The following is a 19,530-nucleotide window of genomic DNA, read 5'->3' on the forward strand; positions in this document are numbered from 1 at the left end:
TCAAACCCGAACACGTGTCCGATTCTGCGTGGGTGGCAGGATTGTCGCCATGACGCTTGCCCAGGGAAGAGCACCGAAGGAGCCTGCGGAGGGGAAGGCGAGCCGACTCGACGACGCAGTAGGGCCGCAGACGGAGGCAGTCGTCGATCTGGACGCGATCGCGCACAACGTGCGTGTTCTGCGTGAATTTGCCGGGGATGCAGCGTTGATGGCGGTCATCAAGGCGGACGGATACAACCACGGCGCAGTTGCGGTGGCGCGGACGGCGCTCTCGGCGGGAGCCCGGGAACTCGGCATCACCACCATCGCGGAGGCACTGGTCCTTCGAGAGGCAGGCATCACCGCTCCCGTCCTTGCCTGGCTGCACGGCGTCGACGCCGATTTCGGCTCGGCGATCCGATCGGACGTCGAGATCGGCGTGTCCTCCCCGCGACACCTGGCTGCTGTCGTCGACGCGGCACGGGTTCTGGGACAACAGGCGACGGTGACGCTCAAGGTGGACACCGGGCTCAATCGCAACGGCGTATCGAGAACCGAGTGGCCGCAGATGCTCGACGACCTCGCCACTGCCCGGGACGAGGGCACGATCAGGCTGCGCGGAGTGTTCTCTCACCTCGCACACTCGGACGAACCGCATCACGACGTCATCGACATGCAGAAGCAGCGTTTGATCGACGCGGTTGCCGACGTCCGCGCTCGCGGATTCGACCCCGAAGTCGTTCATCTTTCCAACTCCGCTGCTACAGTCACCCGTCCTGACCTGCGGTTTGACATGGTTCGGCCGGGAATCGCGATATATGGATTGTCTCCGGTGCCCGAACTCGGAGATTTCGGTTTACGACCGGCGATGACGCTGCGAGCGAAGGTGATTCTGGTGAAGAAGGTAGCCGCCGGAGAGGGCGTCTCCTACGGGCATCAGTGGGTCGCACCGCACGACACCACTCTTGCGCTGCTTCCCGTCGGCTACGCCGACGGTTTGTCTCGCTCACTGAGTGGCAAGTTCGAAGTGCAGTTGGGCGGTAAGCGTCGCCAGGCTGTCGGGCGAATCTGCATGGACCAGGTATTGGTGGACCTGGGTCCGGACGGTGACGGAGTTCGCGAAGGCGACACCGCGATCTTCTTCGGCAACGGCGATCACGGCGAACCCAACGCGCAGGCCTGGGCCGACGTACTCGACACCATTCACTACGAGGTCGTGACCGGGATACGTGGACGCACTGTGCGTACGTACATCGGGGGAGAGACGTCATGAAGACTGCAGGAAAGATGAGCATTCTCGGTGGCCTGCTCAGCGCCGTGGCGCTCGGCTCGATGGCCGGTGTGAACGCATTCAAGACCGCGACGCGTCCGGGCCGGGAAATCTACGCGGACGAGGATTTCGACCTCATGACGCGCGACCGCAAGAGCACGGTGCGCACCGAGGACGGTGTCGAACTGGCAGTTCGCGAAGTGGGACCGGACGACGCTCCGCTGACGGTCGTTTTCGTGCACGGATACTGCCTGAGTGCGCTGTCCTGGCATTTCCAGCGCCGCCAGCTCGAAGAGCGATGGGGCAACAAGGTTCGCATGGTGTTCTACGACCAGCGCGGACACGGAGACTCGGGCATGCCGCGTTCGAAGAGTTGTACGGTTTCTCAGCTCGGCCGCGACCTCGCGACCGTCGTCGAGGCCAAGGTACCCAAGGGACCGATAGTTCTGGTCGGTCACTCGATGGGCGGCATGACGGTACTCGCGCTCGCCGGTCAGCGACCCGAATGGTTCGAGGGCCGAGTCATCGGCGTGGGGCTGGTCGCGACGACGGCGGCAGGCCTGGCCGAGACCGGCCTGACCCGCAATCTGCAGAATCCGATCATCGACGGATTCCGGTTGGCAGTGCGCACCTCACCAGGAGTAGTTCAGCATGCCCGGGGCGCTGCGCGAGTATTGATCACGCCGATCCTGCGTGCGGCCTCGTACGGCACCGATGTCAGCCCACGGCTGCATGAACTCTCGGACGGCATGCTCGACCGGACCTCGGTTGTGACCATCGTCAATTTCCTGCGGACGTTGGAACTACACGACGAGTCCGCTTCTCTCGAGGTCCTCGCGCACACACCGGCAGTCGTGATCTGCGGCGATCAAGACATGATGATTCCGTTCATCAGCTCCAAGCGTCTCGCCGCCGATCTCCCCGAATCCGAACTCGTGCGAGTTCACGGGGCCGGCCATCTGGTGCAGCTCGAGTTCCCGGCGATCGTGACGGACGCAATCGACAAGTTGGTGCAGCGAGCGCAGGTAGAAGAGCGGTCCGATGTCGGCTGAGAACTCCACGGGACTTCCCGTGTCCGGACAGATCACGTTGGAAACGGCCGAGGATACCGAGGCTTTCGGCCGACGCTTGGCGGCGGGACTTGTTGCCGGCGACCTGGTGGTGCTGGACGGTCCACTCGGGGCAGGCAAGACCGCGTTGACGCGCGGAATCGGCGCCGGGCTCGGGGTGCAGGGCCGGGTGACGTCCCCGACGTTCGTCATCGCTCGTGAGCATCGTCCGGGCACCCGCCCCGGCGGCGGAGTTCCCGTCGGCATGATCCACGTGGACGCATACCGGCTGGGAGACAGCGGACCGCATGCGCTCGACGAACTCGATGCCCTCGACCTCGACACCGACCTCACCGATGCAGTGGTGGTGGTCGAATGGGGTGGTGACGTCGTGGAAAGGCTCGTCGAACGGCACCTGCGAGTGCAGCTTCATCGGGAACCCGAATCGGATGTGCGGACTGCGAGTTGGTCCTGGACGTCGTGAAACGGAGTTTGGTGTCACAGACGTCGTGACCCTCCCGGGCCGGAAGTAGTTCTTCACGTGCGGGTACCCTGAGAAATCGTGCTTGTTCTCGCAATTGACACCTCCACTCCGGCAGTCACTGCCGGAGTCGTCTCCCTGTCGGCTTCGTCACCGGACCCAGTGTCACCGGACGCAGAGTCACCGGACACAGTGGAGACGCTTGCCGTGCGTGTCACGGTCAATCCTCGTGCGCACGCCGAGGTCTTGACCCCTCACATCCTCGAATGCCTCGCAGAGGCAGGGCTCACACCGGCCGACTTGAACGCCGTCGTCGTGGGTGTCGGGCCAGGGCCGTACACCGGACTGCGTGTCGGCATGGCGACGGGCGCTGCCTTCGGTGACGCACTCGGTGTTCCCGTGTACGGCGTGTGCAGCCTCGATGCGATCGCGGCTGCGGTACCGACCACACCGAGCCTGCTCGTCGTGACTGACGCGAGGCGTCGCGAGATCTACTGGGCGCGCTATGACGGCGGAGTGCGCGTCGAAGGACCGGCTGTGAATTCCGCCGGCGACGTCGATCCTTCGCCTTCGACGCTGATTGCCGGATCCGCTTCGCACGTGGACTTCTTCGATCTACCCGTCGACCCGGCGGAGACACCTTCACCGGCCGGGTTGGTGACAGTCGCTGCTCGCGAGATCCTGTCCGGCTCGGTTCCGGCCCCGCTGGAGCCGCTGTACCTCCGACGCCCGGACGCGAAGACCCTTGCAGAACGTGGCAAGTGAGACAGATGAAGTACAGCATCGAGCCGATGAACGTCGATGACACCGAACGGTGCGCGGAGTTGGAGCGCGCGTTGTTCGCAGGCGACGGACCCTGGAGTGCACAAGCGTTCGTCTCGGAACTTGCAGGCGCACATAATCATTACTTCGTTGCCCGGGAGCCTGACGGTCACGTCCTCGGCTACGCCGGAGTCGCATTGTTGGGGGCGTCGCCGAACATGGAGGCCGAGGTTCACACCATCGGTACAGATCCCTCGGCTCAGCGACTCGGAATCGGCGGCGCGTTGCTCGATGCGCTTCTGACTCTGGCGGATTCACGGCAGTGCCCGGTGTTCCTGGAAGTGCGCACCGACAACGAACCTGCCATCGCGCTGTACCGGCGCGAAGGATTCGAGATCGTCGGAACACGAAAGAAGTACTACCAGCCCAGTGGGGCAGATGCGTACACGATGAGACGGCCTGCCGTGCTCGGTGTCCGCGAAATTGAGGAGCAGCAAGCATGATCGTCATGGGTGTCGAAAGTTCTTGCGACGAAACAGGTGTCGGTATCGTCCGCTGGAACGGTGACGGAACCTGCGAATTGTTGGCCGACGAGGTGGCATCGAGCGTGGATCAGCACGCCAGGTACGGGGGAGTGGTTCCCGAAGTGGCCTCGCGGGCTCACCTCGAGGCGATCGTGCCGACGATGCGCCGTGCCCTTGCTGCCGCCGGTATCGAGAAGCCCGACGCGCTGGCCGTCACCATCGGACCCGGCCTGGCCGGCGCGCTGCTGGTCGGTGTAGCCGCAGCGAAAGCCTATGCGGCAGCATGGAACATCCCGTTCTATGCGGTCAATCATCTCGGCGGTCACGTCTCGGTGGACACTCTCGAGCACGGTCCGTTGCCCTCGTGCGTCGCATTGTTGGTCTCCGGCGGTCACACACACCTGCTTCACGTCGAAGATCTGGGCAAGCCCATTGTCGAACTGGGCACGACTGTCGACGACGCCGCCGGTGAGGCCTTCGACAAGGTGGCCAGACTGCTCGGACTCGGCTTTCCCGGTGGACCGGCACTCGATGCTGCTGCGCAAGAGGGAGATCGGAACGCAATCGCCTTCCCTCGCGGCATGACGGGGCCGCGCGATTCGCGGCACGACTTCTCGTTCTCGGGACTCAAGACGTCCGTCGCGCGCTATGTCGAATCGAAAGAGCGCGCAGGCGAGACCTTTTCGATCCCGGACATCGCTGCCTCGTTCCAGGAAGCGGTTGCAGACGTCCTGACGATGAAGGCAGTGCGTGCAGCCAAGGATGTCGGTGTTGACACGTTGGTTCTCGGCGGCGGCGCCACGGCCAATTCGCGCATCCGCTCACTCGCCGAGCAGCGCTGCGCCGAAGCAGGCATCACGTTGCGCATTCCGAAACCTCGACTGTGCACGGACAACGGCGTGATGATCGCATCGTTGGCCGCTCACCTGATCGGAAACGGCGCAGGCCCTTCGGAATTGAGTGTTGCGACGGACCCGGGGCTGTCGGTCTCCGTCAGCCAGCTGATGCACTGAAAATCGGCCGACTGAGAATCAGCCGACCGGGGCCGGTTCCCGATCCGGTGTGGTCGCGGGACCGTTTTCGGGCATCGAGGTATTCGGTTCACCGGGCTTCGTCGTCGGATCACCACCACCAGGGGTAGTGATTTCGGTTTCGGTGGAACCGGATCCAGGAGTCTCCGGCGTCGTCGGGTTCTCGCCGCCGCTCTCACCCGGGCCGAGACCGCCGCCGGGGTTTGCCTCGGTCGGATCGACCGGGGGCGTCGCCTCGGTGTCCGGTAGCGTCGGCCACCACGCCGGTGGATCGGGCAGCGTGATTCCGAAAATGGTCGGCCAATTCGGAGTGGTCGTTGTCGTGGTCGGCGGCGTGGTTGTCGTCGAGGTGTCCGGGATCGGCGCAGGCGGAAGTGTGTACTGATGCGTTGTGTACGAGTGCGTGTCGTAAGGCTGCGAGTCGAACGGGGTGGTGGGATACCCGTACCGAGGATACGTGCTGCCGGCTACCGAAGGCAGAGGATCATGAGACGGAATGATCGTCGATCCGGTGCTCGGTGTCGCTTCGGGGCTCACCGTCGTCGTGGTCGACCCGGTTCCGACGGGCGAGACCGCGGTGTCCTCGGTCGGCACCAATTCCTTTGCGCCGTAACCGAGTACCAGTCCGCCGACCACGAGCGCACCGATCAACGCTCCCGAGACCTTGGCGGTGGATCCGGAGCGCTGGTCACTTCCGGAGCCCAGCAGCGGGAAACGAATTGCGGTGATCGAATCTGCCAGGAGTGCAGCACCTTTGGTTGCCGCAGTCTCGGGCTCGACGATCTCGACCATGGGGACGTCGACGGCAGCGGCGACGGCGGACCGCACGGCCGGAATGTGTGCGCCACCGCCGATGAGTACAACGGCACCGACGGGCCGCGGTGAGCCCTTCACGACTTCACGGATGAAGGTGACGGCACGCTCGATATCCGGGGCGATGATGGCCTCGAACTCGTCGCGCGTGATCGCCATCGCGTCGATCGGAAGGTCGACGGTCACCTTGGTGGACGTGGACAGTTGCTCTTTGGCGACATGGCACCGGGCGGCAAGAAGTTCCGCGTCGGTGTACCGGCGCAAGTGCCCTGGCGCCTTCTCCGTCACGAAGTCGACCAATGCCCGGTCGATTCCGGCCCCTGCGAGGGCGTCGATACGGTCGGAGTGCAGAACTTCACCGGTGTGGTCGACGACGGACACCGTCAGACCTTGATCACCGACGTCCACCTGAGCTGTCGTGTCGTACCGCTCGGTTTTCCCTGTCTCGGCGAGATACGCGTGTACGGCGGCAGGCTCGGGGATTGCACGGACCTGCTTCGGCGAGCGCGAAAGAGATGACCTGATGCTCGCGAGTTGATCGTCCGTGCGATAGCTGACACCGATCGAGCGCGGCGCTTCAGATCCGTCCGTTACCTGCGTCGTCATCAGCTTGATGGATGCTCTGACAAGGTCACCGACGTTGGAATTGGCCTGATCCGCCGAGACGAAGCGAGTCTCGGCAGGCACGGCGCCTGGCGCGTTTGTGCTGGTATCGGTGTCGACGAGTGCTGAATAGACACCGGAAGATCCAGTGGAAATTCCCAGTGAACAACTCATCGCACACCTCCTCACAGTCAATACCGGTCAATGTTCAATCGACCGCCGTTATATGAACGTTACAGAAGGTTCGTGAGGATTGCTCAGTGCTTTTCGTCTCCGTGACGTCCTTTTCGGACCGAAAGGGTGGTTTTACCTGCGAAATTGTCGATCATTGATTCATGCGGAAAAAAGGCGATTCTCCCCACATCGACCGGGAACGACGACGCGCGCTGATCCGTGGTGCAGTGCTTCGGCCCACGCTGACGGTGATCGCCTTCGGATGCGCGTATTTCTTTCTGCCGTGGATCGATGTACATACCGCGAGTGCAATCTTCCTCTTGATCGGTGGAGGCGCCGCGGTACTTGCCGTGACCACCTGGCAGGTGTGGCGAATTCTGCGTTCCGATGTGCCATCTCTGCAGGCGGTCGAAGCTGTGGCGGTGGTGATGCCGACGTACTTGTTGTTGGTGTCCATCACCTATTTTTCGGTGGAGCATGCAAGCCCTGGCAGTTTCACCGAACCGCTGTCGCGTATGGCGGCGCTGTACTTTTCGTTGTCCGTCTTCTCGACAGTCGGATTCGGTGACATCGCCGCGCAGACGGACCTTGCCCGGGGGCTCGTGAGCCTTCAGATCGTCTGCAATCTGGTGTTGATCGGATTCGGTGTTCGATTCGTCGTTGCCGCAGTGTCGTGGGCGAAATCGCACCGCTCGCCTTCGAGCGGACCTGAAATCACCTAGGACACTGCGGCAATCGGAGTCATCGTCCGGTGTGGACCAACAATTCGACGTTCTGGTCGACGCCGGTACCCGTCAGCTTCGGGTCGCGGTGGATGTCGTTGAACGACAGTTCGCGGTACAGCGAGGCGAGCCCGGCTGCCGACTTGTCGCTGTAGTCGACGGAATTGGGACTCTCCGCCTCGAAGAGCGTCGCAAGCAACGACACCGTTCCGTCATGGTTGTCCGCGATCTCGATGATGCGTCCGAGTTGCGGGTAGTCGATGTGAGAGGCGGTGTTGATCTCCCAGAAGCCCTGCTCGGGGGTCGCGCCGGGCCACGGGGTGATCTTGTTCTCGTGGGTGTGTCCGTTGACCCAGGCAAGTACGTTCGGGAAACGATGCAGCAAGTCGAGAAGCTGTGAACCGCGCAGGCGTGGCTCGAGGACGTTCTCGGGGTCGGGAATGAGATTGTCCATCGTGTCGCTCGTGTGGTGACTGAACAGCACGAAATACGTGTCACCTCGCGACTCGGTGACGCGAGAGCCCGCGGCGTCGTAGTAGGTGCTGCTGCCGGCGCGCAGGGTGTTCTCGATCCACTGGAACTGAGCGGCGCCCAGCGAACCGTCGACGAGGCCCGCGCGGTTGGTGGAGTCCATGCTGATGCCGACGACGCCCGGTGCGATCTCGAACGAGTAGTAACCGATACCGGTGTCGCCGGCGTCGGGGGCGAAACCGTGTCCGACGGGGCCGGGACCGGTGTGCGCGGGATCAAGATGTGCGGCGATGAACTGTCGCGGTGTGAACGGCGCGCGCGACGGGTCGGGGGTGACCTGGCGCGGCGGCGTCGTGAAGGCGGACAGGATTCCGGGTATCGCACTGGGATCGAACTTGGTGGCGACGTCGATCTGCTTGGCCTGCTCCGGTGAACCAGGCACCTCGAATTTGAGAGATCCCGTGTACATCGCTTCGAGCGGCGGGATGCCGCTGGGCACCGTGCCGGACACCGAATCGTCGTGGTTGCCGAACACGCAGTACCAAGGGGTGTTCAGGCCGGGGCTCGACACGGGCGTGAAAGCGGCACCGAAGAAATCGGGGATCTCCGGGAATCCGGCCTTCTTGTACATGTCGAGCATCGGTGACTCGGGGTTCCAGTAGAGATCGGCACCCGAGTTCTGTACACCCTCGTAGCGGTCCTTGGCACCGGTATTGGCGACGACCGTTCCGCCGTTGAGTGAGGTGAGGAACCAGTCGAGTTCGGCGAATTCCTTGTTGTCCGTGTTGTCGCCGGTGGTGACGACGGCATCGAAGGGGCGCGACGTGTGCGGGCCACTGCCGATCGAATTGACCCGGCGGACAAGTGAAATCAGCCCGTGCGCCGTCAGGGTCTCCTGGGGACGGAACGCCGAGCCGGTGATCTGGTGGACGTACTCGAATCGCATGGGGGACTGGGCGTCGACGATGTGGACGTCGGTCAGCTGCACGAGTGAGGCGAGTGCGGTGCGTCGGTCCTCGCGTCCCGACTTCGGCTCGGCCAACTCGCTGCGCACGATGTTCGCCCAACCGGGTCCGGCGGTGAGCTTGGTGTAGCCGCTGCTGCTGACGGGGGTGGACACGGACTCGAGAGTGGTGCCAGGACCTGACGTCGGAATGGTCGACGCGCCTGCATATTGCAGGCCCCACGGCTTGCCAAGGCTGACCGCGCCGACGGCGCCGAGTCCGGCGAAGGTCAGAAAACTACGGCGATTGATGTTCGTCACGAAGTGAACAATAGGTGAACGTGGTGGACGGCTGTCCTGTTTCGCTCTGGACGAAGAGAAAAATGCGCCCAGTCCTTGAGGGTTGGCACTCTCACGTATAGAGTGCCAATTGGCGCTGATCGAGTTCCGGCACCCGCGACGACGGGACTGCAGTGACGCGCCGTAAACGGCATACCCAAACAGCTGTCCGAGGATCGCCTCGGACGCACATACCCCAAAGTGGAGGGCTCATCGTGGCGAGCGTCAACATCAAGCCGCTCGAGGACAAGATCCTCGTCCAGGCCAACGAGGCTGAAACGACGACGGCTTCCGGCCTGGTCATTCCTGACACAGCCAAGGAAAAGCCCCAGGAGGGCACCGTCGTTGCAGTCGGCGAAGGCCGCGTCAACGAGCAGGGCAACCGCATCCCGGTCGACGTCAAGGAGGGTGACACGGTCATCTACTCCAAGTACGGCGGAACCGAGATCAAGTACGCCGGCCAGGAATACCTGATCCTGTCGGCACGCGACGTGCTGGCTGTCGTCTCCAAGTAAGACACACGTGATCCGCCCCGGAGTCCACACAGGATCCCGGGGCGGAATGCGTTCACGCCCCGAAGATTCAGGAGCTGACAGAACAGATGTCCAAGCAAATTGCGTTCAACGAGACCGCACGCCGCGCTCTCGAAGCCGGAGTCGACAAGCTTGCCGACGCCGTCAAGGTGACCTTGGGCCCGCGTGGACGCCACGTCGTGCTCGCCAAGGCATTCGGCGGCCCCACCGTCACCAACGACGGTGTGAGCATCGCCCGTGAGATCGAGCTCGAAGATCCCTTCGAGAACCTCGGCGCACAGCTCGTCAAGAGCGTCGCCACCAAGACCAACGATGTTGCCGGCGACGGCACCACCACCGCGACCGTTCTGGCCCAGGCCATCGTCCGCGGCGGACTCAAGAACATCGCAGCGGGCGCGAACCCGATGGCTCTCGGCGTCGGCATCAACGCCGCAGCCGACAAGGTCGTCGAGGAACTGCTCGCCGCAGCCACCCCCGTCGAGGGCGAGAAGTCGATCGCTCAGGTCGCCACCGTCTCCTCGCGTGACGAAGAGATCGGCAAGCTCGTCGGCGAGGCACTCACCCGTGTCGGAACCGACGGCGTCGTGACGGTCGAGGAATCCTCCACCGTTGCAACCGAACTCGTTGTCACCGAAGGTGTTCAGTTCGACAAGGGCTACCTCTCGCCCTACTTCGTCACCGACATCGATGCGCAGAAGGCCGTCTACGAAGACGCGCTGATCCTGCTCTTCCGCGAGAAGATCAGCTCACTTCCCGACTTCCTTCCGCTGCTCGAGAAGGTTGCCGAATCCGGCAAGCCGCTCTTGATCATCGCCGAGGACGTCGAGGGTGAAGTTCTCTCCACCCTCGTGGTCAACTCCATCCGCAAGACCATCAAGGCCGTCGCCGTCAAGGCGCCGTTCTTCGGTGATCGTCGCAAGGCATTCCTCGACGACCTCGCAGTCGTCACGGCAGGCACCGTCATCAACACCGATGTCGGCCTCTCGCTCAAGGAAGCCGGCCTCGAGCTGCTCGGCAGCGCTCGCCGCGTTGTCGTCACCAAGGACGAGACGGTCATCGTCGACGGTGCAGGCACCGCTGACGACATCGCGACCCGCGTTGCGCAGCTGCGTCGCGAGATCGAGAACACCGATTCGGATTGGGACCGCGAGAAGCTCGAAGAGCGTCTGGCGAAGCTGTCCGGCGGCGTGGCCGTCATCAAGGTCGGCGCAGCCACCGAAACCGATCTGAAGGAACGCAAGTTCCGCGTCGAGGATGCGGTCAACGCAGCCAAGGCAGCAGTTTCCGAGGGCATCGTCCCCGGTGGCGGATCGGCTCTCGTTCAAGCCGGTACGGCTCTGATCGGGAACCTCGGCTTGACGGGTGACGAGGCCACCGGCGTTGCCGTGGTCCGCGAAGCCCTCAACGCCCCGTTGTTCTGGATCTCCAGCAACGCAGGCATCGACGGTTCCGTCGTTGTCAGCAAGGTCGCCGAGATGACCAAGGGCGAAGGCTTCAACGCTGCCACCCTCACCTACGGCAACCTGCTTGCCGACGGCGTCGTCGACCCGGTCAAGGTCACTCGCTCGGCAGTGGTCAACGCCGCTTCCGTCGCGCGCATGATCCTCACGACCGAGAGCGCCGTCGTCGAGAAGCCGACCGAGGAAGTTGCCGACACCGGACACGGTCACAGCCACTGACTCGCTGCTCGTAGTTTCCACAAAGAAGAGATCCCCCACCGGATTCCGGTGGGGGATCTTTTTTCGTCTGGCGATCAGATGAGCGGGATCGTTGCGAACGGCTCGCTCGTCGGCTGCTGCGATCCGCCGGGCGGTTCGACAGTGAACGCCAACTTCGTATTCGGACCGATGCCGTCGAGCACCACCTGAGTAGTGGGTTTGACGTCGCCCGGAGCCATCGTCCCCATCGGGATCATCGTGGTGTCGTCGGTGTCGCCCGGCACCAGCCACATCTGGTAGACGGTATCCGGACTCGGGGGAGTCACATCGTTCATCACGAGGACTGCGGCGTCTTCGGAGGGCGAGAACAGCGTCGTGGCACTACCGCCGCCCGGGATGTCACGCGTCGTGGCATGAACGTCGGGTGCTGCCATGATTTCGGACGCGGCGTTCTGCGGCGGCGTGTTGTCGGACAGCGTGCGTCCGATTCCGATGCCGCCGACCAGGATTGCGACTGCGGCGGCCGCCGCAAGAGCCATGGTCCACGGGCGTCGACGGTTACGACGCTCGGCCAGCGAAACCGGGGCGTTGGGAGCCGCGGTCTGTTCTGCGATCGAGGCGAGGACGCTTCTGCGCAGCGACGGCGGGGGCTCGACGGCGTCGACGACGGTCATCGCGGCCATGGTTTCGGCGGTGAGCCGGACCTGGGCGTCGAATTCGGCGCGGGTCGCGGAGTCCGAAGCGGCAAGTCGTTTGTCGACCTCACGGCGCTCGTCGAGGTCCAACGCATCGATCGCGTAGGCGTACGCGTAGTCGATCAGCTCTTCGTCCATCTCACATCACCCCCAAACATCCACGTAGGCGCAGTAGTCCGTCGCGAATTCGCGACTTGATCGTGGGAATCGCCACGCCGAGATCTTCGGCCACCTCGCGGTACGTTCGGCCGCCGTAATAGGCGAGAGTCACCGATTGGCGCTGAGTGTCCGTCAGCGTTTCGAGACAGTCGGTGACAGCACGATGCTCGTCTCTTCGTGTCACTTCGTCGCTGACGACGTCGAATTCGGGAGTGGCATTGGTGGTGTCGTAGAGAGCCTGTCGATCCGAACTCGACTGTTCGGAGCGCACGCGATCCACTGCGCGCCGGTGTGCAAGTGTCAGGAGCCAGGAAAGCGCGGACCCCTTGGCAGGGTCGAAGCTGTCGGCTGATTTCCAGGCCTGGAGGTAGACCTCTTGGACCGCTTCCTCGGAGAAACCTGGATCACGGAGTACACGAAGAACCATGCCGTACACACGGGAGCTGGTTCGGTCGTAGAACTCGGCGAAGGCGCTCTGGTCGCCACCGGCGACGTTCGCGAGGATCACTGCCAGCTCGCGTGATTCCGCGATTCGCGCGGTGCGGGCCGCAGAATTGTCCGTCGGGCATGCGTCGGCCGCATCCGACGCATGGTCTGGCTCGCTCACGAAGAGTTGTCTCGCTTCATCGCGTACAACCGTAGCGTGCATGTCCGGTTCTTTTCTCTTGGCCCGCCGTTGGCCGCTGTGCGCCTTTATTAACCGCGGGGGGTTGATAAAGGCGCACAGCAGGTGGGGACTACTGCGGCATCAGCACCGAATCGATGAGGTAGACGGTGGCGTTTGCGGTCTTGACTCCACCGCAGACGACAGTTGCGTCGTTGACCTTGATGTTGTCACCGGATCCGGTGACGGTGACCGTTCCGCCCTCGGCGGTGGGGTGCGTTCCGTCGATCGCGTCAGGGGCGATCTGGCCGGGAACCACGTGGTAGGTGAGGATCTTGGTCAGCGTGGCGCTGTCCGTCTTGAGGCTGTCGATCGTGGCGGGGTCGATCTTGGCGAATGCCGAGTCGATCGGTGCGAAGACGGTGAACTCGCCACCGTTGAGGGTGTCGACCAGGTTGACGTCCGGGTTGAGCTGGCCGGAGACCGCCGCGGTCAAGGTGGTGAGCAACGGATTGTTGGATGCCGCTGTGGCAACCGGATCCTGGGCCATTCCGCTGACCGATCCGGCGCCGCTCGGCACTGCAGCTGCATAGTCGGCACAACCTGCACCGACCAGATCGGAAGCAGGCTCCGCCATCGCGCTGCTGGGAGACATGCTCGATCCCATGGCAGAAGACGTCATGGCGGCGCTGGACGTGTCGGTCGACGAATCGTTGTCGTCGGAGGAGCAACCGACCACGCCGAAGACGGCGAAAGAGGCTGCTGCGGTGACTGCCAGAACTCGAGTAGAGGTGTTCATGGGTCTGCCTTCCTGAAGGGATGTGCTGAGGTGCACTGTCAGAAGGCATTCGGAGGCAGGCGTCGGTCGGATGGGTCGTGTCGGAAATTCTTTTCGACGGTGTCCCGTCCACACGCATTTTCGACGGTGTCCCGTCCACACGCAAAAGCCCCCGAAAACTCTCGGGGGCCTAGTGCGCTCTACCTACGTGTATCAGGAAGCTATGCGGGTGGTGCGACGGTGGCGCGCGTGTAGTTCACGTTCGGTTTCCGACATTCCTCCCCAGATGCCGTACGGCTCGGCGACGGTCAGCGCGTGGCTGCGGCACTGCATCAGGACCGGGCACTGACGGCACATCTCTTTTGCGCGGGTTTCGCGCTGGGCACGTGCTCTACCGCGTTCGCCATCGGGATGGAAGAACATGGAGGAGTCGACTCCGCGGCACAGACCGTGCATCTGCCAGTCCCAGATGTCTGCGTTGGGGCCTGGAAGGTGATTCGGTGCAGGCATGTTGACTCCTTACTGCAAGCTCGCGTTGATCAACGAGCGGACCAAGTTGCCCGGAGGTTATCCGGGCCTTCTGAATCGTTCACGCTTGCTAACCGTAAGGGTGCTGAGTAAATCGCGTCAATAGGCTCGTTCAGTGGCGATCGGCATATATCGAAATGCGAGAGTTAACGAAGTATATATTTACATTTCGGGCCCCTCGTGCGTTGTTCTGCGCCGATGTCGAAATTGGGTCGATCGAGGTGGCGGCCGGCAAGCCCGGCTGCTCGAGATGCGAAACCTACAGATCAGGGATATGTTCGAGGCTGATCGCCCGGCGAAATCACTCGGTCATTCGGCTCGGTTTGCGTCATTTGTCCGATATTGCGTGGGCGGGGTTGCACTCCATTTCGGGACTTAGTGCCCAAGTTTCAACTAGGACATCCGTCCAATAAGTAATGCGCAGTTAACGTCACGGATATATGCCCGTTAAATATCATTACGAGTACATTTGGCAAATCTCAGTTGAATATCTGATTAACTCCGACAAACTTGCCTTTTCGTGTTTCGTGCGACTTTTGGCATCGTTGGTGTGACGCCGGTCGTGCGAATGTCTGCTCGTGCTGCTGCGATGATCAACCTGTGTCGACACCTGCGCGCCCTCAATCACCTGTGCCCAACGAAACAACTGCACTTCCAGGGTCCCTCGAGTCTGCCGCGTTCGGTGCGGATCCGGATCTCGACCGCCTCCCGGCGCCTTGCTCTGCCCGAGATTGGTGGACAACGGCAGTAGTGCTGGGTGGTCAGGGCCACTACGCAAGAGCGCGGGCTGCATTGGATGTCCTCGATCGGCTCACGGCCGGGTTCTCGACGCACTCGGATCGAGTTCTTGCCTCTCTGTCTGCCAGCACGAGGGCGTCGTTTCTTCGCCAGAGCGGACGCCATGCACTCGCGTCCACGTGGGACGGGCGCGCACTGGCGATCGTCGGCGGCCTGCCAGGTGATCCAGAGGCTGCCTGTGACGCTCTGACCGGTCTGGCCGCAGACGCCCTCGGCTGTGGCAGGCTCCCGCTCGGCTGGCGCCTGCTGGCGCAATGTCGGGCGCGTCTGGATGCCGAGGGCGGGCTGTGGCGGCAGGAAATTCGGATCGAATGGGTCTCCGCAGAATTGGCGTTGGCGGGAGGCGACTTCGCTCGTGCCCGCAGACACGCAGAACGCGCCGTCGAATTGTCAGCGGAATCGGAGTCTGTGCGGCACCGCGTGAAGTCGGATCTGCTGCGTAGCGCCGCGCTGACCGGAACAGACGCGAGCGCAGCCGTGAAGACGGCAGCAGATGTGTTCGCGCGGTGCCGGCAATACGGCCTGCTGCCCCTGGCCTGGGCGTCGTCTCTGTTGATCGAAGGTGTCAGCGGTGAGAGAACCTCACCGAGTGCCCGGGAGATCGGCGATCTGATTGCGATGCGTGGTGGATCACTCCTACCTTTGTCGTAACCACGCCACCGAAGTCTCCGGAGAACATTCCAGAAGGAGCTGTATCGATATCGCGACTGCTGGGCAGGTATGCGGAGACCAGTCGGTCCGGATGGTTACTCTTAGAGGGTTCCGCTGAGAGCGGGAGCACACCCGCTCGGGAGGTGCCACTGTAACGCCAGGATTTTCGCTGACGATGACAAATACGAGCGATGAGTTGGACACCGCGGTCGCCGCTGCTGCGCAGGGCGACCGTACAGCTCTAGCTTTGGTTCTGGAGAACATCCGACCGATGGTGGTGCGCTACTGCCGCGGTCGAGTGGGTGCGGCCGAGAGAGGACACCTGTCCGCTGACGACGTCGCACAGGAAGTCTGTCTGGCCGTGATGACCGCGCTGCCGCGATATCAGGACCAGGGACGCCCGTTCATGGCCTTTGTGTACGGAATTGCCGCGCACAAGGTTGCGGACGCACATCGAAGCTCCGCCCGTAACAAGTCGGAGCCCGTTTCCGAAGTACCGGATGTAATAGCACTGGATGATGGTCCCGAACAGCGGGCTCTCGATTCGGAGTCCAGCAGACAGATGCACGAACTTCTCGGCACACTTCCGGAGAAGCATCGAGAAATCTTGATACTTCGCCTGGTGGTCGGGATGTCGGCCGAGGAAACGGCCGTCGCCGTCGGTAGTACCGCCGGAGCTGTACGAGTCGCTCAGCACAGAGCGATCGCGAAACTGAAAAAAGAAGTGACGAAAGCAGGTGAGAGCTTTGGCTAGAGACGAGGGGCATGACGCTTCGAATCTCGGTGATCTCGCCGACGACGGTACGCCAGTGGATTTGGCTGCGGTTCGGCGTGACGATGCGCTGATCGAATCCATTTCGAATGGTGGGCCGGTAGCAACCGATAGCACCGAACAGTACGAACTTGCGTTGATCCTCTCGCAATGGCGTGACGATGTCGTTGCGACTCCGATGCCCGAGGGTCCGTTGTTGGACGATGTCATCGCTGCAATCACAGCGACGCCGTCCGGCTTCTCCGATCGTCAGCGTTCACGTTCCCGTTCTCGATTGCGTGTGGTTCGTCCGATCGCCGCCGCTGCAGCTGTTGCAGCAGTGGTCTTCGGTGGCGCGACGGCGATGGCGTACGACGCCCAGCCCGGCGATGCCCTGTGGGGTGTCAAGCAGGTCGTCTTCGCCGACGAGGCCAACTCGACAGTTGCGAAGATCGACACGACTTCCGAGCTGGAAAAGGCCGAGCGGCTGTTGGCTGCCGGAGACATTCCTGCGGCAAAGATGGTGCTGGACAACGCAGCTCACCGTGCCGATGCGGTCAAGGACTCGCAGGACAAGACCGACCTCGTCGAGCGTTGGGGCAAGTTGATGACGCAGGTCCAGGAGACCACGTCACCTGTAGCGCCGCCGCCGACGAGTGGTCAGCCGGCCGGCCCGACCACTTCGATCACGGCAATTCCGGGCTCCTCGGTCAAACCGCTCAATCCTCAGGGACCTGGCGAACCGACAAGTTCGACCAAACCAGATCCGGGAGTGCAGCTGCAGTTGCCGCCGACGTCGGCTTCCTCGACGCCTCCGACCTCGTTGCCGACGACAACCACGACGACAACGACCACCACCACGACGACGACGTCTCTGGCGCCTGCCTCGTCGCCGTCCGGTGATTTCTCGTCACCGCCGCCCTGAGACCCGCTCTGATCGGCATCGTTCCGATCTGAATTCATACGAAAGTGGCCGACAAGCAATTGCTTGTCGGCCACTTTCGTATGAGCTTGGGTGAGGTTTCGCTCAGCTGTCGAAACCGTCGCCGTGCATCGCCTCGTTCATCGACGCGTCGGCGTATCCACGGCAGTAGTCCCACGTGACATATGCCTCAGGCATCGGGTCGTAGGCAGGCTCGTGGGGGCGGACGGTTCCGTCCACGAGCAGCTGCAGCAGGTTTGCGCGCAGCATGTCCCAGTCGTGGTAGTGATCCTGTTGGCAGTCCTCGCAGCAGACTACGAGACCGCGGATACCGCGGTGAGCGAGGAGTGCCTCGTATACAGCGAGGTCAGCGAGATCCTCCTCGACCGCTTGGCGTTCGTGGGGGTCGAGTGGTTGACCCGGCTCGATGGCATCGAGAGCCGCGGAGGGGTCAGCTGGGTCGCCGGCGAAGGGATCTGGCGGCAGACCGGGGGGCAGTTGATCACGCACAGCACCACGGTACGCAGGTCAGGGGGGTCAGCGCCACTTGTTACGCGTACACGCAGCGTGGGTGGGATGGTTCGGACCTTTGAGTGAGCCGATACCATGGTGTGCAACGCCGGGAAAAGGTGCCAGGAATTTCTTTCCGTGCAGGCGCCTTCTATCCGATATCCAGCTTTCGTAATCCGTTTCGAGGCGGCTGCTACAGCGGTCGCCCTGGGCGAATCTAGGTCCATGGAGGGTCCTGACCGCATGAGTAGTTCTGCAGGACATGTACACACCGGAGGAGACGACCCCAACAAGGTCGCGATGCTGGGACTGACATACGACGACGTGCTGCTGTTGCCGGCTGCGTCCGACGTCATCCCGAGCCAGGTCGACACGTCCAGTCAACTGACCCGCGACATCCGTCTGCGGATTCCGTTGGTCAGTTCTGCGATGGACACCGTCACCGAGTCGCGCATGGCAATTGCGATGGCACGCGCCGGCGGCATGGGTGTTCTGCACCGCAACTCGTCGGTTGAGGTCCAGGCAGGACAGGTCGAGACGGTCAAGCGTTCCGAGGCCGGCATGGTGACCGATCCCGTCACGTGTAAGCCGACCGACACGATGGGTGAGGTCGATGCGAAGTGCGCTCGTTTCCGCATCTCGGGTCTGCCTGTCACCGACGACGCCGGCCAGCTGGTTGGCATCGTCACCAACCGGGACATGCGTTTCGAGGTCGACCAGAATCGCCCGGTCGCGGAGATCATGACCAAGATGCCCCTGATCACCGCTCAGGAAGGCGTCACCGCTGACGTGGCACTGGGCCTTCTTCGTCGGCACAAGATCGAGAAGCTGCCGATCGTCGACGGCAACGGCAAGCTCACCGGTCTGATCACGGTCAAGGACTTCGTCAAGACCGAGCAGCATCCCGACGCCACCAAGGACCGTGACGGTCGACTGCTCGTCGGCGCTGCAGTCGGTGCCGGCGATGACGCCTTCCAGCGCGCGATGGCGCTCACCGATGCCGGTGTGGACGTACTCGTGGTGGACAGTGCGCACGGGCATTCGTCCAACGTTCTCGACATGATCGCCAAGCTCAAGCGTGAACTGGGCGAGCGGGTTCAGATCATCGGTGGCAACGTCGCTACGCGCGCGGGTGCTCTGGCACTGGTCGAAGCCGGCGTCGATGCCGTCAAGGTCGGAGTCGGCCCTGGTTCCATCTGCACCACCCGCGTCATCGCCGGTGTCGGTGCCCCTCAGGTCACGGCCATCCTGGAAGCGGTTGCCGCGTGCAAGCCTCTCGGTGTGCCCGTCATCGCCGACGGTGGACTCCAGTTCTCCGGAGACATCGCGAAGGCTCTTGCCGCAGGTGCGTCGACGGCCATGCTGGGTTCACTCCTGGCCGGTACCGCTGAATCGCCCGGCGAACTGATTCTGGTCGGCGGCAAGCAGTTCAAGAGCTACCGCGGAATGGGTTCGCTCGGCGCGATGCAGTCGCGTGGCGAGGCCAAGTCGTACTCCAAGGATCGGTACTTCCAGGACGACGTGCTGTCCGAGGACAAGTTGGTTCCGGAAGGCATCGAAGGACGTGTCCCGTTCCGTGGCCCGCTCTCGCAGGTGACGCACCAGCTCACCGGTGGTCTGCGCGCTGCCATGGGATACACGGGGTCGGCGACGATCGAGCACCTGCAGAACGCTCAGTTCGTCCAGATCACGGCGGCCGGTTTGAAGGAAAGCCATCCGCACGACATCACGATGACTGTCGAAGCACCCAACTACACCGCTCGTTAGCAACCAGTACACGAG

20 protein-coding genes are annotated in these 19,530 nt (G+C 62.9%); 13 read left to right on the forward strand and 7 right to left on the reverse strand.

What is annotated here, in order from left to right; translation table 11 throughout:
- The first annotated feature begins 49 nt into the window (after positions 1–49).
- The 6 genes from alr to tsaD all read left to right on the forward strand — a co-directional run bounded on the left by alr (position 50) and on the right by tsaD (position 5,078).
- Positions 50–1,252, forward strand: a complete 1,203-nt coding sequence (gene alr / locus ACVZUB_RS09495) for an alanine racemase (protein WP_482628309.1) — start codon at positions 50–52, stop codon at positions 1,250–1,252.
- Entirely contained in the window at positions 1,249–2,301 is a 1,053-nt protein-coding gene (locus ACVZUB_RS09500; protein WP_003940782.1) for an alpha/beta fold hydrolase, read from the forward strand. The genes alr and ACVZUB_RS09500 overlap by 4 nt, the downstream gene beginning before the upstream one ends.
- Positions 2,291–2,782 carry a tRNA (adenosine(37)-N6)-threonylcarbamoyltransferase complex ATPase subunit type 1 TsaE gene (gene tsaE, locus ACVZUB_RS09505; protein ID WP_003940673.1) on the forward strand — a complete coding sequence of 164 codons (492 nt, stop codon included), beginning with the start codon at positions 2,291–2,293 and terminating at the stop codon, positions 2,780–2,782. Before ACVZUB_RS09500 ends, tsaE begins: the two co-directional genes overlap by 11 nt.
- 78 nt (positions 2,783–2,860) lie before the next feature.
- The gene (gene tsaB, locus ACVZUB_RS09510; RefSeq protein WP_312638567.1) at positions 2,861–3,544 is read left to right on the forward strand and encodes a tRNA (adenosine(37)-N6)-threonylcarbamoyltransferase complex dimerization subunit type 1 TsaB; all 684 of its coding nucleotides are present in this window, start codon (positions 2,861–2,863) and stop codon (positions 3,542–3,544) included.
- A 5-nt stretch (positions 3,545–3,549) separates the two neighbouring features.
- Positions 3,550–4,044 carry a ribosomal protein S18-alanine N-acetyltransferase gene (rimI, locus tag ACVZUB_RS09515; protein ID WP_050655860.1) on the forward strand — a complete coding sequence of 165 codons (495 nt, stop codon included), beginning with the start codon at positions 3,550–3,552 and terminating at the stop codon, positions 4,042–4,044.
- Positions 4,041–5,078 (forward strand): tRNA (adenosine(37)-N6)-threonylcarbamoyltransferase complex transferase subunit TsaD, encoded by a 1,038-nt coding sequence (gene tsaD, locus ACVZUB_RS09520; protein WP_007728610.1) that lies wholly within the window; start codon positions 4,041–4,043, stop codon positions 5,076–5,078. Before rimI ends, tsaD begins: the two co-directional genes overlap by 4 nt.
- An 18-nt stretch (positions 5,079–5,096) precedes the next feature.
- On the opposite strand, the gene ACVZUB_RS09525 is transcribed toward tsaD, so the two are convergent.
- On the reverse strand, positions 5,097–6,686 hold the full coding sequence (locus ACVZUB_RS09525) for an Hsp70 family protein (RefSeq protein WP_482628310.1): 1,590 nt from the start codon (positions 6,684–6,686) through the stop codon (positions 5,097–5,099).
- A gap of 161 nt (positions 6,687–6,847) precedes the next feature.
- Here ACVZUB_RS09525 and ACVZUB_RS09530 point away from each other — a divergent pair, with 161 nt between their 5' ends.
- Complete coding sequence (locus ACVZUB_RS09530) at positions 6,848–7,408, forward strand: potassium channel family protein (RefSeq protein ID WP_054782245.1); 561 nt, start codon at positions 6,848–6,850, stop codon at positions 7,406–7,408.
- 19 nt (positions 7,409–7,427) lie between these two features.
- Here ACVZUB_RS09530 and ACVZUB_RS09535 read toward each other — a convergent pair whose 3' ends face one another.
- A complete protein-coding gene (locus tag ACVZUB_RS09535; protein ID WP_050656359.1) occupies positions 7,428–9,143 on the reverse strand; it encodes a TIGR03767 family metallophosphoesterase in 1,716 nt (571 codons plus the stop codon).
- A 233-nt stretch (positions 9,144–9,376) separates the two neighbouring features.
- Here ACVZUB_RS09535 and groES point away from each other — a divergent pair, with 233 nt between their 5' ends.
- Both groES and groL read left to right on the forward strand, forming a co-directional pair.
- Positions 9,377–9,676 carry a co-chaperone GroES gene (gene groES / locus ACVZUB_RS09540; protein WP_003940763.1) on the forward strand — a complete coding sequence of 100 codons (300 nt, stop codon included), beginning with the start codon at positions 9,377–9,379 and terminating at the stop codon, positions 9,674–9,676.
- An 86-nt stretch (positions 9,677–9,762) separates the two neighbouring features.
- Positions 9,763–11,373 carry a chaperonin GroEL gene (gene groL / locus ACVZUB_RS09545; protein WP_003940715.1) on the forward strand — a complete coding sequence of 537 codons (1,611 nt, stop codon included), beginning with the start codon at positions 9,763–9,765 and terminating at the stop codon, positions 11,371–11,373.
- Positions 11,374–11,447: 74 nt separating this feature from the next.
- Here the strand turns inward: groL and ACVZUB_RS09550 are convergent, their stop codons facing one another.
- The 4 genes from ACVZUB_RS09550 to ACVZUB_RS09565 form a co-directional block, all read right to left on the reverse strand.
- The gene (locus ACVZUB_RS09550) at positions 11,448–12,185 is read right to left on the reverse strand and encodes an anti-sigma factor (protein ID WP_064443365.1); all 738 of its coding nucleotides are present in this window, start codon (positions 12,183–12,185) and stop codon (positions 11,448–11,450) included.
- 1 nt (position 12,186) lies between these two features.
- Positions 12,187–12,855 (reverse strand): sigma-70 family RNA polymerase sigma factor, encoded by a 669-nt coding sequence (locus ACVZUB_RS09555; protein WP_007728615.1) that lies wholly within the window; start codon positions 12,853–12,855, stop codon positions 12,187–12,189.
- 88 nt (positions 12,856–12,943) lie between these two features.
- Positions 12,944–13,609: a fasciclin domain-containing protein gene (locus ACVZUB_RS09560; RefSeq protein ID WP_007728616.1), complete on the reverse strand. Its 666-nt coding sequence runs from the start codon at positions 13,607–13,609 to the stop codon at positions 12,944–12,946.
- Between the two features lie 192 nt (positions 13,610–13,801).
- A complete protein-coding gene (locus ACVZUB_RS09565) occupies positions 13,802–14,098 on the reverse strand; it encodes a WhiB family transcriptional regulator (protein WP_003940939.1) in 297 nt (98 codons plus the stop codon).
- 768 nt (positions 14,099–14,866) lie between these two features.
- Between ACVZUB_RS09565 and ACVZUB_RS09570 the strand changes: the two genes are divergently transcribed.
- From ACVZUB_RS09570 to ACVZUB_RS09580, 3 genes are all read left to right on the forward strand, one after another.
- On the forward strand, positions 14,867–15,565 hold the full coding sequence (locus ACVZUB_RS09570) for a hypothetical protein (RefSeq protein WP_007728619.1): 699 nt from the start codon (positions 14,867–14,869) through the stop codon (positions 15,563–15,565).
- A 175-nt stretch (positions 15,566–15,740) separates the two neighbouring features.
- Complete coding sequence (locus ACVZUB_RS09575; RefSeq protein ID WP_003940953.1) at positions 15,741–16,319, forward strand: sigma-70 family RNA polymerase sigma factor; 579 nt, start codon at positions 15,741–15,743, stop codon at positions 16,317–16,319.
- Positions 16,303–17,241 carry an anti-sigma-D factor RsdA gene (locus ACVZUB_RS09580; RefSeq protein WP_230359675.1) on the forward strand — a complete coding sequence of 313 codons (939 nt, stop codon included), beginning with the start codon at positions 16,303–16,305 and terminating at the stop codon, positions 17,239–17,241. The genes ACVZUB_RS09575 and ACVZUB_RS09580 overlap by 17 nt, the downstream gene beginning before the upstream one ends.
- 102 nt (positions 17,242–17,343) lie before the next feature.
- Here the strand turns inward: ACVZUB_RS09580 and ACVZUB_RS09585 are convergent, their stop codons facing one another.
- Positions 17,344–17,748 (reverse strand): DUF5319 domain-containing protein, encoded by a 405-nt coding sequence (locus ACVZUB_RS09585; RefSeq protein ID WP_003940777.1) that lies wholly within the window; start codon positions 17,746–17,748, stop codon positions 17,344–17,346.
- A gap of 243 nt (positions 17,749–17,991) precedes the next feature.
- Between ACVZUB_RS09585 and guaB the strand changes: the two genes are divergently transcribed.
- A complete protein-coding gene (gene guaB, locus ACVZUB_RS09590; RefSeq protein ID WP_003940903.1) occupies positions 17,992–19,515 on the forward strand; it encodes an IMP dehydrogenase in 1,524 nt (507 codons plus the stop codon).
- The last annotated feature ends 15 nt before the right edge of the window (positions 19,516–19,530 follow it).

This window comes from Rhodococcus sp. OS5 (genome assembly GCF_056837585.1).